The sequence below is a fragment of the Oceanobacillus aidingensis genome (genome assembly GCF_042654105.1).
GTDB lineage: Bacteria > Bacillota > Bacilli > Bacillales > Amphibacillaceae > Oceanobacillus > Oceanobacillus oncorhynchi.
This window is the reverse complement of the sequence record NZ_JBHSFT010000049.1, coordinates 97,423-112,350: the sequence shown is the minus strand read 5'-3', so window position 1 is coordinate 112,350 and position 14,928 is coordinate 97,423. Positions and strand designations below refer to the sequence as shown.

Genomic DNA, 14,928 nt, shown 5'->3' with positions numbered 1-14,928 from the left:
TCCTTCATCATTATAAGTGAGGATACATTTACTTCAAGATAGAAAGAGGTGATGGATGATGGTTACAGCTATAAAAAATCAAGCGTGATTTTCTGCTGGATACTTTTCATTACCTCTGTATCAACGATTCATAAGCAGCAGAAAAACACCCCTTAACGTTCATTTCTAGTTTAAACCTCCTTGAAACGTTTTACTCCTATTTATTCGTAAAAGATAAAACGGGTTCAGGAAGAAAGGGGCACGTGCTTATGGCACAGAAAAAATGGTTTAACATGCAGACAGAGCAAGTGGAATCAGAGCTTGGAACAGATATAAAGCATGGTTTAAGCAAAGAGCAAGTGGAACAAGGCAGACAAAAATGGGGAAAAAATGAATTACCGGAGCCGGAGAAGGATCCAAAATGGCTAAAATTTTTACGCCAATTTAATGACACGTTAATTTATGTTTTATTAGCTGCCGCTGTTCTTACGATTGTTTTAGAACATTATGCAGACACTGTCGTTATATTAATGGTGGTTCTGATTAATGCTGTCATTGGCTATTTCCAAGAAAACAAAGCCGAGAAAGCATTGGAAGGCATTAAAAAGATGCTCTCTTTGGAGTCAACAGTTATTCGTGACGGGGAACGTATGGAGGTTGCTTCCAGCGATCTGGTACCGGGTGATATCGTATTATTGTCTCCAGGAGATAAAATTCCCGCAGATTTACGGTTGACTGCCGCCAGCCGGCTGACAATAGAAGAATCCCCTCTCACTGGTGAATCAACATCCGTCGAAAAAAATACAGACATCCTGCCGGAGGATACGGTCCTTGGAGATCGATTAAATATGGCTTTTTCCGGAACAGCGGTTGTATCTGGATCGGGACAAGGGATTGTCGCAGCCACCGGAGCAAATACGGAAATCGGTAAAATCAACCAGTCCATTGCAGAAGTGGAAGAATTAAAGACACCTTTATTAAAACAAACAGCGCATTTTGGAAAAATGATTTCCATCGCTATCGTCAGCATTGCTGCTTTATTATTTGTTTTTGCAGCAGTTTTCTATGACTATCCGATTGGAGAGCTGTTACTCTACGTTATCAGCTTAATTGTTGCTGCTATCCCCGAAGGATTGCCTGCTATTCTTTCCATCATTCTTTCCTTAGGTATGCAGGTAATGGCCAGAAACAATGCTATTATGCGTAATTTGCCGTCTGTAGAGACACTCGGAGCAGTAACCGTGATATGTTCGGACAAAACAGGGACGCTTACCAAAAATGAAATGACCGTCCAATCCATTGAACTCTCCGACAGGCACTTGGATGTTACAGGTACAGGATACGCACCAGAAGGAAAAATTCTTGAAAATAATCAAGAAATAGATATTGCAGAGGATAAAGAACTGCAACTGTTTTTAAGTAACGTATTAACAGTCAATGATGCCTATTTGCGAAAAGATGACGATGAAGAATGGACAATCAGCGGCGAACCGACAGAAGGGTGTTTGGTCACGCTGGCAGAAAAAGCAAATCAGGAAATAGACCGGCTTCCCCTCCTCTCTAAAATTCCTTTCGATTCCAGCTATAAATACATGGCAGGACTCGTGGAAAAAGACGGAGAAAAAATCATTTATGTCAAAGGAGCCCCCGACCGGCTGTTTGATATGGCAGGTTTGGCAGAAGGTTCTGAACAACGCAAGCTTTGGGAGGATAAAACGCTCGTACGCTCCAGCAAAGGAGAAAGAGTTATCGGCACAGCATATAAATACGTTGATAACAACAAAACACAGATTGATCACGAAGATGTTTGTGAAGGATTGAACATAATTGGTTTGGCTGGCATTCTGGATCCTCCTAGAGAAGAAGCGATGGAAGCAGTGAAAGTTTGTAAAAAAGCTGGCATCCAGGTGAAAATGATTACAGGAGATCATAAGGCAACAGCTCTGGCTATCGCTAAGCAAATGGGCATTACCGAACAAGACAATGTTCTCGAAGGTCGCGATTTAGACCAGATGTCTGAAGAGGAGATGCTGACTGCAGCCCAAAAGGTAGATGTTTTCGCCCGCACCAGTCCGGAGAACAAACTGCAGTTGGTAACCGCCATGCAGGAAAACGGAGAAATCACAGCGATGACAGGTGATGGTGTCAATGACGCTCCAGCCTTAAAACGGGCAGATATCGGTGTTTCCATGGGCATCAAAGGAACCGAAGTCTCCAAAGAAGCTTCCGAAATGGTGCTGGTCGACGATAATTTTAATACGATTGTCAATGCCGTGAAGGAAGGACGGCGTGTCTACGATAATTTGAAGAAAACGATTCTGTTTATCCTGCCAACCAATGGCGCGGAAGCATTCTTGATTGTTTCTGCTTTAATCGTAGGAATGAATATGCCGCTCTCCCCGATTCAAGTCCTTTATGTAAATATGGTGACAGCAGTAACCGTTTCGTTCGCACTGGCATTCGAAAAACTGGAGCCGGGAGCAATGGAGCGGCCGCCGCGCCCGGCTAACGCAAAACTGCTCAGTCCCTACTATATTTTCCGGATTATTCTCGTATCATTGCTTGTCGGCGGAGCCATTATGACCATGAATGTAACCCTGCTTGGTGATCCGGAACACTATACAACGGAACAGTTAACAACGATTACGCTGCATTCCATTGTAATCGCACAGGTTTTCCATGTGTTTAATGTGCGAAATGAACGACATTTTGCATTTAATAAGGATTTCTTCTCAAACAAGATCGCTTTTATACTTGCGGGCGTTCTGATCCTTCTTCAATTAACGGTGACGTATATTCCATTCTTAAGGAATGTATTTGATTTATATCCAATCGAGGCGCAATACTGGGTCTATCCTTTTGCGATTGGATTGATGACCTTTACCATTATTGAAATCGAGAAATATATTACCCGGAAGATTTCTGCTGCAAGAGCATTTAACAAAGAAAATGGGAAAGCATAACGACAAAAAGACAGGGATAATCCTTGTCTTTTTAATGTTATTAGCTGCTTGTCATCATGCAAGCTATATGGAGTCAAATGACGTTAACATGCAAAAGAAGCAGAGAATCCCTTCCCTGCCTCACTCCGCTAGTTCTTTTTTGCTTGTTATTTCCATCCCTTTCAATGCCTGACCAGCCAATCGATCCGCTTCCCGATTCTTTTTACGTGAAATGTGCTTATACTCCGGGATAACTCCCAATTGATTCATTTTATTTTCAATTCGATCTGCCCATTTTGTTAATTCTTCCTCATAACAAGGCCACTCTCCCATTAATTGATTCACAACAACCTGGGAGTCGCCATAGAAAGAGACAGGCAGATGATGGACATCCAGTCTCTCCAATTCCACCAGTGCCAAGTGCAATGCAGCATATTCTGCTTCATTATTCGAACAAAGTTCTTCCACCATTGCATTTTTTCGTAAACGGTAAAAGGTATTATTCTGTTGATAATAGATGGCACAGCCCAAACCGGAATGGCTTGTTTCGAGGTCAAATCCCCCATCAAAATAAACAGTTATATCATGCGGTTCTGTTTGAATTTCTTCCATCTGCTTACGTAATTCTTTTAAACTCCATGTATGCTCATGAGAATCGACGAATACGACATTTTTCATACGTCCCATTTTCCTTATATCTTCAACGATGAATAACGCTTTTGATGCCTCCATGTCCTCAGAAGTAAAAGCTGCAGTAACCCCTTTGGGTGTCTGATAGGTATATTCGATTCGTACTTTCATCATTTTGCCTCCGGTCTATATATCGGGAAACGAAAAACTGCTCTCTTTCTCCGATAGTATTTCCATAACCCTCTATTTATACATCTGTCAGAAAAGCGATAAGGAATGAAACACCAACAGTAGCTTATGTTTATCCTATCAGCCCTTTCAATAAAAAAGATACACAAAAAATGGATTATAAGCAAACCAGCCATTGCCACTTTCAGAGAAGCGACAGAATAGCGATCCGATAAACTTTGTATTTGTTGCAATCATTTTTTATCGTAAACCCAAGCAGTTTCTCCAAAAAGATTCTTGTCATCATAGCCTTACTCTGATATTATAATGAGTGAGTACTCACTTTTATATGAAAGGTGTTGTGTTTTATGATGCAATTATCCAATATGTCCAAGAGCTTTGGAAAACAAACGATTCTGCAAGATGTCTCCATAGATATTAGCGCCAATCAAATCACCGGATTGATTGGTCCTTCAGGTACAGGGAAAACGACATTGATTAAATGCTTGATGGGAATGGAAAAATACGATACTGGTTCTATCCAAATCGATGATACAGCGGTTCCCAACCGTAAACTTTTAAACAAAATCGGCTATATGGCGCAAAGTGATTCGCTATACCATGATTTAACCGGTTTGGAAAACATTCAATTTTTTGCTCATATGTACGGGAGGAAAATATCCAATAAGGCAGTTCAGTCCACGCTGAATCTCGTCCAGCTTGAACAGGATAAAAATAAATTGGTAGCCCACTACTCTGGCGGAATGAAACGCCGCTTATCACTTGCGATTGCTTTAATTAATCAGCCTGAGTATTTGATTTTAGATGAGCCTACGGTCGGGATTGATCCCGTGCTTAAATTAAATATCTGGGATCAACTGCATGATTTGAAAAAGGAAAGTACGCTGTTAATTACGACCCACATTATGGATGAAGCCATGAAATGTGACCAGCTGTTATTAATGAAAAATAAAGGAATTGCAGCAAGCGGTACGCCGCAGGAAATATTAGAGAACTTTGGCGTCAGCGATATTGACCAAGTCTTTTTAAAATTGGAGGAAATCGAATATGCGAATGCTTCAGCTGATTAAACGAATTTGCAAACAGGTTCTACGTGATAAACGTACTCTTGCATTATTATTTCTGGCTCCTATTTTTGTCATTACGCTATTGAATTATATTTTTCCAGATCCGGATGACGAGGTAACCATCGCTGCAGTTAATGTCAATGATGAGGTAATCGATATTTTAGAAGATAATGATATCATCGTAAAACAGGAAAACGAGATGGATATACAATCTTATCTGGAAGAAGGAAATGCCAGCGGTGTTTTAGAGGAAAAGGATGGGAATTGGACATTGACCATTCTGAATGATAACCCGATGGATGAGGGTCCTGCTATTCAGGGAAGCTCACAGGCTGTAATGGAAACAAATTTAAATGACCTTTCGGATAATATCGATGAGATGATAAGTAATATGAAAGATATGTCAGCAGGCGTAGAAGAAATGATGGAGCAGCTACCTCCAGAAATCGCAGAGAACATGGATATAAATATGGACACGAATATCGATACAGACATCGATTCTGAAATCGATATGGATGAAGACCCGATTACTGTAGAATATATCTATGGCGATGAAAGCAATACCTTTTTTGAAATTTTAAATCCCATTTTAGTCAGCTTCTTTGTATTCTTTTTTGTCTTCTTAATCGCCGGTATGTCGATGTTAAAAGAAAGAAGCAGCGGCACATTGGAGAAATTATTATCCACGCCAATCAGAAAATCTGAGATCGTATTTGGTTATTTATTCGGCTATGGGATTTTTGCTATTCTGCAGACAGCGATTATCATCCTATATTCAGTATATATTTTAGATATGGAAATCGCCGGTTCCATCAGCAACATGTTTATCATTAATATTTTATTAAGCTTCGTTGCCCTTGGGCTTGGTCTTCTGTTATCTACATTCGTCAGCAGTGAATTCCAGATGATTCAATTTATCCCGCTCGTCATTATTCCACAGATATTCTTCTCTGGAATGCTGAATGTAGATAACATGGAATCGTGGCTGCAATGGATTGCGCCGATTATGCCTTTGTACTATGCAGGAAATGCGATGATCGATGTTGTTTTAAAAGGATTTACATTTGGAGAGATTCTGGCTCCCCTCTCTATTTTGTTTTTATTTATTGTTGTTTTTGTAACGTTGAATATTTTGGGTATGCGGCGGTATCGGAAGGTGTGAGAATTTAATGTGATTGCTGCAGGTTAAAAAGAATACGGATTTGTTATAACTATTATCAATCGAAAACTCTTTCTCCGCTTTCATGGGAAAGAGTTTTCTTTATTCATTTAGCCTTAAAGAACCCACTCATTATCCCTGTTAAAAATAAAATGTTTAACATTTTTAATTTTAATAATTGATGCGTGGTTATCCTTTTAATATAAAATTTATCCAGGATTGAATCATTTCCAGTCTATCTTTATTAAACAGATAAAAATTACGTTTCCCCTCCTTGACTAAGTAAATAACATGAGTATTTTTCATTTCCTTGAGATGGTAAGACAATTTGGTATTAGAAATATGGATCCCTTCTTCCTGCAAAATCGTCAGGATATCCATTGGACAAAAGCCACCTTCTGCTTCAGATGAATCCGGAAAAAACTCCCTCCTTCCTTGATCAAATCGCAACATCTCAATAATTCGAATTCTAATTGGATCCTGAAGTACCTTAAAAATATCAGTAACATGAGTATTTTTCATAATTTTATTATAACATTTCCCTCTTGACATTTCAATTTTTTTTGAAATAATAGTTACAGTTCAAAAAAAATTGAAATAAGGTGATTTTTATGAAATACACACGTCGAGAAACAATAAGCTTAATCAGTATTTGCATCGGATCTTTCTTAATTATTCTAGATACAAATATCGTAAATATAATTATTCCACCTTTGAGAGAACAATTATATTTAAGCAATTTACAAACCTCTTGGGTCGTAAATAGCTATGTATTGGTATTTGCTTCGTTCATCCTATTTTTTGCCAGGTTCAGTAAACGAATAGGTGCAAGAAATGCCTTTATCACGGGGATTTCAATCTTTATGGTTGGTTCGCTATTCTGTGGTTTCTCTAACACTTATGAACAATTGGTAATCTCTAGGATTATTCAAGGAGTTGGTGCAGCTATGTTTGCACCTATTGCAACAAAGCTCTTATCATCGACAGTAACAGAGCCAAAAAAAAGAGCGACTGCCTTTGGTATATGGTCCGGAACATCAGGCATCGCATTTGCCTTTTCGCCGATGGTTGGTGGTTTTTTAAATGAATTGTGGGGTTGGCAAAGCACCTTTCTTATCAATATTCCTTTTTCTTTAATTGTCATCTGGACTGGACTTGCTGCAATCAAGGATACAGAAAAAGAAAAAATTCCGATGTTTTTCAAGGAACAGGTGCTGGTTGCATTGTTTATCTTAATTTTCGTATTTATGATACAGGAATATAAAGTAATCTATCAGTTACCGCTGTTATTTACTTTAGGAGGAATCACTTTACTAATTTTTGGATATGCATATAGTATCAAGTTTAGAAATAATCAGACACAAGTAATAGAGCGGCAACTATTCACAAAACAGAATGTTGCCAGCTTAATAAATGGATTTACTTATAATTTTTCAATCTATGGAGTGATGTATTTCCTTTCTATTCATTTTCAGGAACATTTATTTTTGTCTTCGCTTGAGACGGGTGTGAAATTTTTGCCCTTAACGGTTTCCGGTATGCTAATATCCTCATTTTTGTCACCTGTTCTGGTCAATAAATTAGGACAAAAATGGACTCAGCAGCTATGCTTATTGGCTATTATTGCAGGCAGTATATTTTTGTTTACCTACTTCACAATAGCAGCATACTCTGTTTTTATTTTAATTAGTTTTATTCTTTTCGGTTTTTCTGGAGCTATAGCTCCCGTATTAATGAATGCAGCTTTTTTATCAACGGGAGAAAAATATCATAATGAAATTTCTTCATTAGTAAACCTTGCACGTCAAATTGGCAGTATTTTTGGTGTAATAAGTGTTTCAATTATATTGGATATACTGGCAAATACAACGACCATTCTTTACTTTCTAGTAGTGATTATATTTATCTCATTCTTTGCTTTTCTATACTTAGCATTTGCATACAAACTGAACAATCAAAAATCCGGAATGCATGAATAAAGCCGCCACCTGGAAATATAAGCTTTCAAGATATGCAGGTGTTTTTCAAATAGATTCCTTTTTTATTTTGATAAAAGAAGGGCTGTTACATAATCAATTACCTGATTATGTAACAGCCCTCAACTCAAGTCAAATTGTACGAATACGATTCTATTCTCACTCAAAATATAGCCCATTAATTACTTTAGTGAGTAGAATATTTTCTTAAAACTTGATTACAACCACTACGCCAATTACGTTTGCCCCGCAGTATTAAACGGGAATCTGTAAGGCCTTTCATAGTCCGAAATATTTTTATTCTATAATTCTATTATCGTCCAAAATTTCCGGCTTATGTTTCATGCTGTCCAGTTCCGTAATTTCTCTAATCACTCTGCATGGGTTGCCAGCCGCAAAGGTATTGCTTGGAATGTTCTTCACAACAACACTTCCTGCCCCAATTACGCAATTATCCCCGGTTGTTACTCCCGGACAAACAACCACATTTGCTCCAAGCCAGCAATCATTACCAATTTTAACCGGTTTCGCATAACACATATGCTTAGGCACACCGTCTTTATCCATAATGGCGCGGCGTTCATCTGGAAGCATTGGATGTACAGGCGTAACGATCGTCACATTTGGACCAAAATCACAATGATTGCCAATAACCACCTCTGCATCATCTTGAATGGTTAAATTAAAATTTGCAAAAAAATGATTACCAATCTTTGTATGTTTTCCGTAGTGAATATAAATAGGACCTTGCAGACGGCTGCTCTCTCCAATTTCATGGAAAATATTTGAAATGAGTGCTTGTCTCTTTTCCGTTTCATCTTCGAACGTGCGGTTATATTCGGAGCATAGGTTATGAGTTCTCAGCTTTATTTTTTTTAAATCCGGTTCTCCAGGTGAAAAAAGGGTACCTTTAAAGATTTTTCCTTCTTCTCTCATTTTTATTCTCCTAAGTGGAATCTAGCGCAGGATCAACAAGTTTGTTCCAATCGCTTTTTCCTGTAATTTTGTTTCAAAAGTTCATTCTACAAACAGACAAGCCAAACATAACAAGTGCTATTCATACTAAAAGTCACGATTGTCTGCCCATTGGTACTACCAAGGTATTGTAAATGACCAAAATTCGATTGCTTTTCCCACATTTAAGAATAAACAGTCTTAAAAAGATTTGAAGCCTACTTCAATGACTTGCCCAGTTTTGGTAGGGTGGCATTTCATTTTGCCATCTTATTATTTAAGTTCATTCTTATGCAATATTCGCACTTATTATAACATAATTCCATTGCTTATTTCTCACGCTGATTCACTTGCTGTATATCACTTTAGTAAACTAGTAGTTGTTTAAATGCTAATGCTCTATAGGATACTTCTAAAACTCCCAGCAAAGCATAAATAAGCCCTTTTTAGAGAGCTTATTTATTAGCCGGATTGTAATTAATATGATTTTATTCCCTTTAATTATATGATTCATTAAGTTTCATTATGAACAGAACGATTTCGAAAGTAATTGATAACAATCACGATAAAAGCAATCAAAGAAAATAAGCCAAACGAATCCATAAAAGCATGCAGCAGGCTTTCCTTTTCCATCGTTAGCCTCGCGATAAACAGAGCTAAAGAACTAAAGAATAATACAACTACAACCTTACTGAAAGAAGTATGTGTAATAGCCATGCCTAAGATAATAATGAATGAGCTTATTCCAATTATATTTACTAAGATATAGAGTCCTCCCTTTAATCAAATACGCATCCAAACAGCGATTAACTTAAATTTAATTCATAATGATAAAATTGTGAATCCCGGATATATCCATTCTTTTCATGTAATCCCTGAGAAGCAGTATTATCCGGTGCTGTTTCCAAAACAATGCTTTTCGCATCTGTTTCCATAGCAAGATCCTTTGCTTTATTTAAAAGCTTTTCTCCTATTCCCTGATTCCTTGCTTCTGCATCTACATACAAATCATTTAGTATCCATGCTTTTTTCATAGATATGGATGAGAATGTCGGATAAAGCTGGGTAAATCCGACATACATTTGATGATCTCTCACCATAAATATCACAGAACCCTTGTGTTCTAAACGCTGCTTTATGTACGCTTTCGCACCTTCTATGTCTGATGTTTGTTCGTAAAACACACGATATAAATTAAATAAATTCGATACGCCGTCTAAATCTTCCATTGTTGAATAGTAGTTTCCAAGGCCGACGATTACCTCCATCGTTAATATTCTGTTCACTTAATCCACTGTCAGCTCTTCGTTTATCGAACTCAAGTCTATCTCTTTCAAAAGGGCTGCATAGTCTCCTTCTAATTCATCAATGGATGTGACGCCCTCACTAGAACCAGAGATATCTTCCAGGAAATTTCCATATTCATCAATATAACTGATTTCGGTACTAGCCATCGAATAGATTTTCCAATGTCTATCCTCTTTTTGGAGTGAATACAGTATCGTTTGTTGATAGTTATGTATGGACTCATCTTCAAAATATGTTTCTTGTGACGTATAGATAATTGCGTTATCTTCTTCTTTTTCCTCCAAAACGATATCTGTAATCCATGTTTCCCCACCTATATCCATGATGCTTGTGAGTTCTCCCTCGACATCTTGCATTATTGGCGATTCACTATGGAAATAAGACAAAAACTTATCTTCATCCTCTTGATTTTTAGCTAAAATATTGTGTCTTATAGCATCAAATAACTTTTCTTATTCGGGGTCTTCTACATTAGAAGAGGCTTCCACTTCCTCACTTAATATCTCTTTCTCATCCGCAGTCTTTTCCTGATCATTTTCTTGATTCTCTGTTTTGGTTTCTTCATTATTGCAAGCAATTAAAAATAAAAACAGAACAAAAATAAATGCTGTAAAACTTCCTTTTTTTATTATATCTTTCTCCGCTCTATTTAATAAGATTAGTTTACCTTATCTATTCTCAATTCACATATATTTTGACTTATTTGGATTTTTGAAGTTAGTTTAGTAATCCATTCCTTGTTAGAAGCTTAGAACAAAATTACAGAAAGAATTTGTCGCTTCTGTGAAGATTATTAACATGCCACAATAATAATTTGAAGTATCTGATTAATAAATCCTCAACAGCTTTATAAATAAAAATAATCACTACTTGTTTTTTACAAAGTAGTGATTATTTTTATATTTAATATTTGCTTGATTGCCAACTTAAGCATTGCTTAAAATTTACTAAGAATATAAATGATTTTCTACCCTGAAATGTTTATGTGTTAAAACAATAGTAAGTTCAATTACGAACTCATCTTTTATATAAACATCATATTATTTTTTGTATGTCGTGCTACTTTACTCATTACTTCGATTCTCTAAAAAGATACAATATTCACACTTTATCTACCCAGCAATACCCAGTTTAGAGAAAAAGATATACATCAGAAGAATCGATGCGATTATCGCCAAAGAGAACGGATATAAATATTTCCAATTTGTAACATCAACGGAATTATTCTCTTTCAGAACAAATTCTGTTTCCCTCGGTTTGATTTTTCCGATAATCAACATCAATCCTACACAAATAACAAATAATATTCCTAAGATATGAATGTAATTTAATCCAAAATCCCAGACCAATTGTGTTAAAGCATAAGCGAAGATAAATACTGCTAAAGATATTTTCGCCGCTATGGTAGGTACACGTTTTGTCAGATATCCTACAATTATAATTGTTAAGATTGGCACATTGTATAACCCATTGACCGTTTGTAAATAAACAAAAAATCCTTCCGGAACCAGTGCAATTAACGGCGCTACAATAATAGCAAAAAGGGCAATGCCAGTACCAATATACTTTCCTTTTCGTACAAGAGTCTCTTGTGTTGCATTTGGATTAATATAAGGCTTATAAACATTTATCATAAATAGAGTCACCGATGAATTGAGTGCTGAATTAAATGTTGATAACACTGCTCCTGCTAAAACAGCAGCAAAAAATCCAAGTAACGGGCTCGGTAACACATGTTCCACAAGTCTAGGATACGCATCTTCAGGTACTAATTCAGGACCGAATATATTAAAAGCAATAATTCCAGGCAAGATAATGATTATCGGCGTGAATAACTTAAATGCCGCCGCAATTAATAACCCTTTTTGCCCTTCCTTTAAGCTTTTGGCTGCAAGTGCACGTTGCATAACAAGTTGGTTGGTCCCCCAATAGAATAGTCCGATTAAAAGCAACCCGGTAAATAAAGTACTAAAAGGGACCGGTTCTGCGGATGAGCCGATAGCATTTAATTTTTCAGGTGTATCATTAACAATCGTGGTTATCCCTTCAAATATGGAACCATCTCCCAAAACGGCTAGACCTAATATTGGTATTAATAGGCCTCCAATGAACAAACCAACTGCATTTACCGTATCACTGATAGCAACAGCTTTTAGTCCACCGAAAATAGCGTAAATGGCACCGATTCCTCCAACAGTGACAGAAATGATCCAAAATGCGGTTAATCTACTGACGCCCAGAATTTCGTCAATATTAAAAATACCGTTAAATGCAATAGCACCTGTATATAGAACGGGAGGCATTAAATTCGTGATATACCCAAGTAAAAAAAGAATGGTAACAATTTGTTTCGTTTGTTCATCATAACGATCAGCCAGAAAATCAGGAATCGTTATAATATTCCCTTTTAAATACCGAGGAAGAAAAAATATCGCTACAATAATAAGAGCAATGGCAGCTATTACTTCAAATGCCATGGAAGATAAGCTAAACTGATACCCCTCCGCACTTAAACCAATAAGCTGTTCTGTAGAAAGGTTTGTTAACAATAGCGACCCAGCAATCACCCATGCAGAAAGCCCTCTACCTGCTAAATAATAGCCTTCTGTAGTTTGGAGGTTTTCACCTCGCGTATAAAAATAAGAAATCAAAGCAACCAATCCCATAAAAAACAAAAACGATATAATTGTTATGAATGACATTGAAGGCCTCCTATGATAATAGTTTTTAACAAAATAATTATTTTCTAATGTCGTTCATTGATTTTTGTAGAGAATTAACCGCTCATTCCTCCTCGCCTACTTTTCCCATGTGAAGCAGTTTCTTGAATTTTTATACCTCTCTTACCTTGCTAATATGAAACTCAAATCAATTGGAAATTGATGAAATTGAGGCGCTTTCAAAATCATTCGTATACAAATTTATTTGTTAAACTTCCTAGTTTTTCTATTTCCACAGTTACTTCATCCCCAGGTTTTAAAAATACTTGTTTATCTTCTGATTCCCCCATAATCACTCCCTCTGGTGTGCCGGTTAAAATAAGATCGCCTGGTGTTAATGTCATATACTTAGAGATATAACTAATAATCTCATCACAATGAAAAATCATATCGGAAGTATTTGAGTTTTGTTTTTCCTCCCCATTTACAATCGTTTTAAGTTGCAAATTATTTGGATCCTCCACTTCGTCACTAGTTACTAAATAGGGACCGACTGGACTGAAATCATCACAGCTCTTGCCAAGCAACCATTGACTAGAAACAAATTGTAAATCGCGAGCGGATAAATCATTTCCTGTAACATAGCCAAATACATGATTTAGTGCTTCGTTTACAGGAATATTTTTTGCTGTTTTTCCAATGACCATTCCTAGTTCTACCTCGTAATCTAGCTTTTTTGTGGTTTTCGGAATTTTAATAGCTTGTTTATGTCCTGTTAATGTATTATTAAATTTGTTAAAAAGAATCGGTGTTTCGGGATAGGGTGAACCCGTTTCGTCTGCATGTTTTCGATAGTTTAACCCAACGCAAATAATTTTACTTGGTGAGGTAATAGCTGGTCCCCAATGAATATCTCCCTCTTTCAAATAACGAATCGATTCCGTTTCTACTTGTTCTATATAACTCGCTATTTCTTTCACCGCATCTTTTCCTCCATGGATAACTTCCATCACATCCGTTGGAATAGTGGCATTCCTATGATTTTGGAGCAATTCATCGAAATCGATAATACCTTTATCCGTTTGAATTCCTAAAACCTCTTTATCTTCCTTCTGAATAGTTAAAAATTTCATCATTATTCTCCTCTCTATCCAATTTCATAATGTCGACTATCCTTTACGCAATTTTAAAATTCCAGGTACATTCCGGTGTATAATATCCTCTATAATATGATCGGGAATCTTTGGCATCTTGGTTCCTTCTACAACATCGTTAATTTCCCACAATGTATCTATGGTTTGTGTTATGGTAAAGAACGGGAAATCTGAACCCAAAAAGATTTTATGTGTTACACCATATTCCATAGCTAATACCATTGCATTGTAATATTGCCATGGTCTTCCCCCTAAAGCGGATAAATCCATATACATATTCGGATTTTTACGAACTACTGAAATGCATTCACCAACCCAGGGATGCCCCATATGAGCAATAATTATTTTTAAATCTGGGAAAGCCCTTGCAATGGGATCTAAAGCGGCTGGTCTTGATGCATCTAAAAAACCTTCTGGAACAAAAGATGTCCCTTGATGAAATAGTATGGGAATATCTAATTCATTCGCTTTTGCATATAAGGCAAAATGTTTCTTGTCATCCGGATAGAAATTTTGATACATCGGCCCCAATTTTAATCCGCTTAAATGTAAATTCTTAACTGCATCTTCTAATATACTAGGCGCTAAATCATTGTTCGGATCTACACTCGCAAAGCCAAATAATCTATCCGCATGTTTGGAAACATATTCAGAAACATATTCATTCGGAACCCTCGTGCCGGTTGCCGGTGCATCAAACGCTAAAACGATCGCTCCATCTACATCTTTTATACTTTCTTGATGGTCTTCCGGTAATGCAATTAATTCATGTTTTTCTCCCCAGGCTCTTTGACAGGCTTCTCTCATCGCCCCCGTTACATGACCAGGTCCAAATAAATGGGTGTGACTATCAAATATCATGGCAAGCAACCCCTCCTCGTTTATTCTGATTCTTCCTATTTGTTGATAA

The 14,928-nt window shown here is 36.9% G+C and carries 12 protein-coding genes; 4 read left to right on the top strand and 8 right to left on the bottom strand.

Features of this window, described 5'->3' with window-relative positions; genetic code table 11:
• The first annotated feature begins 248 nt into the window (after nucleotides 1–248).
• Nucleotides 249–2,942: a cation-transporting P-type ATPase gene (locus ACFO3P_RS19975; protein ID WP_289584626.1), complete on the top strand. Its 2,694-nt coding sequence runs from the start codon at nucleotides 249–251 to the stop codon at nucleotides 2,940–2,942.
• A 120-nt stretch (nucleotides 2,943–3,062) separates the two neighbouring features.
• Here the strand turns inward: ACFO3P_RS19975 and ACFO3P_RS19970 are convergent, their stop codons facing one another.
• A complete protein-coding gene (locus ACFO3P_RS19970; protein ID WP_042533606.1) occupies nucleotides 3,063–3,722 on the bottom strand; it encodes a reverse transcriptase-like protein in 660 nt (219 codons plus the stop codon).
• A 365-nt stretch (nucleotides 3,723–4,087) separates the two neighbouring features.
• Between ACFO3P_RS19970 and ACFO3P_RS19965 the strand changes: the two genes are divergently transcribed.
• Complete coding sequence (locus tag ACFO3P_RS19965) at nucleotides 4,088–4,810, top strand: ABC transporter ATP-binding protein (protein WP_042533605.1); 723 nt, start codon at nucleotides 4,088–4,090, stop codon at nucleotides 4,808–4,810.
• On the top strand, nucleotides 4,788–5,969 hold the full coding sequence (locus ACFO3P_RS19960) for an ABC transporter permease (protein ID WP_289584627.1): 1,182 nt from the start codon (nucleotides 4,788–4,790) through the stop codon (nucleotides 5,967–5,969). Before ACFO3P_RS19965 ends, ACFO3P_RS19960 begins: the two co-directional genes overlap by 23 nt.
• A 186-nt stretch (nucleotides 5,970–6,155) precedes the next feature.
• On the opposite strand, the gene ACFO3P_RS19955 is transcribed toward ACFO3P_RS19960, so the two are convergent.
• Nucleotides 6,156–6,518, bottom strand: coding sequence for an ArsR/SmtB family transcription factor (locus ACFO3P_RS19955; RefSeq protein ID WP_139089108.1), 363 nt, complete (start codon nucleotides 6,516–6,518; stop codon nucleotides 6,156–6,158).
• A gap of 59 nt (nucleotides 6,519–6,577) precedes the next feature.
• Between ACFO3P_RS19955 and ACFO3P_RS19950 the strand changes: the two genes are divergently transcribed.
• Nucleotides 6,578–7,945: an MFS transporter gene (locus ACFO3P_RS19950; protein ID WP_256706143.1), complete on the top strand. Its 1,368-nt coding sequence runs from the start codon at nucleotides 6,578–6,580 to the stop codon at nucleotides 7,943–7,945.
• Nucleotides 7,946–8,239: 294 nt separating this feature from the next.
• Here the strand turns inward: ACFO3P_RS19950 and ACFO3P_RS19945 are convergent, their stop codons facing one another.
• From ACFO3P_RS19945 to ACFO3P_RS19920, 6 genes are all read right to left on the bottom strand, one after another.
• Nucleotides 8,240–8,878 carry a sugar O-acetyltransferase gene (locus ACFO3P_RS19945; RefSeq protein ID WP_289584628.1) on the bottom strand — a complete coding sequence of 213 codons (639 nt, stop codon included), beginning with the start codon at nucleotides 8,876–8,878 and terminating at the stop codon, nucleotides 8,240–8,242.
• A gap of 824 nt (nucleotides 8,879–9,702) precedes the next feature.
• Nucleotides 9,703–10,164: a GNAT family N-acetyltransferase gene (locus ACFO3P_RS19940; protein WP_193064158.1), complete on the bottom strand. Its 462-nt coding sequence runs from the start codon at nucleotides 10,162–10,164 to the stop codon at nucleotides 9,703–9,705.
• Nucleotides 10,165–10,182: 18 nt separating this feature from the next.
• Complete coding sequence (locus tag ACFO3P_RS19935; RefSeq protein ID WP_193064092.1) at nucleotides 10,183–10,527, bottom strand: hypothetical protein; 345 nt, start codon at nucleotides 10,525–10,527, stop codon at nucleotides 10,183–10,185.
• Between the two features lie 789 nt (nucleotides 10,528–11,316).
• Nucleotides 11,317–12,906, bottom strand: a complete 1,590-nt coding sequence (locus tag ACFO3P_RS19930; protein ID WP_193064093.1) for a solute:sodium symporter family transporter — start codon at nucleotides 12,904–12,906, stop codon at nucleotides 11,317–11,319.
• Nucleotides 12,907–13,109: 203 nt separating this feature from the next.
• A complete protein-coding gene (locus ACFO3P_RS19925; protein ID WP_319022557.1) occupies nucleotides 13,110–14,000 on the bottom strand; it encodes a fumarylacetoacetate hydrolase family protein in 891 nt (296 codons plus the stop codon).
• A 33-nt stretch (nucleotides 14,001–14,033) separates the two neighbouring features.
• Nucleotides 14,034–14,879, bottom strand: coding sequence for an amidohydrolase family protein (locus ACFO3P_RS19920; protein WP_193064094.1), 846 nt, complete (start codon nucleotides 14,877–14,879; stop codon nucleotides 14,034–14,036).
• Between the last annotated feature and the right edge of the window lie 49 nt (nucleotides 14,880–14,928).

Bases quoted from the DNA above. Each gene is read 5' to 3' on its own strand.
- ACFO3P_RS19935 (WP_193064092.1), bottom strand. From the start codon at position 10,527: ATGGATATAGGTGGGGAAACATGGATTACAGATATCGTTTTGGAGGAA.
- ACFO3P_RS19965 (WP_042533605.1), top strand. From the start codon at position 4,088: ATGATGCAATTATCCAATATGTCCAAGAGCTTTGGAAAACAAACGATT.
- ACFO3P_RS19960 (WP_289584627.1), top strand. From the start codon at position 4,788: ATGCGAATGCTTCAGCTGATTAAACGAATTTGCAAACAGGTTCTACGT.
- ACFO3P_RS19925 (WP_319022557.1), bottom strand. From the start codon at position 14,000: ATGATGAAATTTTTAACTATTCAGAAGGAAGATAAAGAGGTTTTAGGA.
- ACFO3P_RS19940 (WP_193064158.1), bottom strand. From the start codon at position 10,164: ATGGAGGTAATCGTCGGCCTTGGAAACTACTATTCAACAATGGAAGAT.
- ACFO3P_RS19955 (WP_139089108.1), bottom strand. From the start codon at position 6,518: ATGTCAAGAGGGAAATGTTATAATAAAATTATGAAAAATACTCATGTT.
- ACFO3P_RS19975 (WP_289584626.1), top strand. From the start codon at position 249: ATGGCACAGAAAAAATGGTTTAACATGCAGACAGAGCAAGTGGAATCA.
- ACFO3P_RS19945 (WP_289584628.1), bottom strand. From the start codon at position 8,878: ATGAGAGAAGAAGGAAAAATCTTTAAAGGTACCCTTTTTTCACCTGGA.
- ACFO3P_RS19930 (WP_193064093.1), bottom strand. From the start codon at position 12,906: ATGTCATTCATAACAATTATATCGTTTTTGTTTTTTATGGGATTGGTT.
- ACFO3P_RS19920 (WP_193064094.1), bottom strand. From the start codon at position 14,879: ATGATATTTGATAGTCACACCCATTTATTTGGACCTGGTCATGTAACG.
- ACFO3P_RS19970 (WP_042533606.1), bottom strand. From the start codon at position 3,722: ATGAAAGTACGAATCGAATATACCTATCAGACACCCAAAGGGGTTACT.
- ACFO3P_RS19950 (WP_256706143.1), top strand. From the start codon at position 6,578: ATGAAATACACACGTCGAGAAACAATAAGCTTAATCAGTATTTGCATC.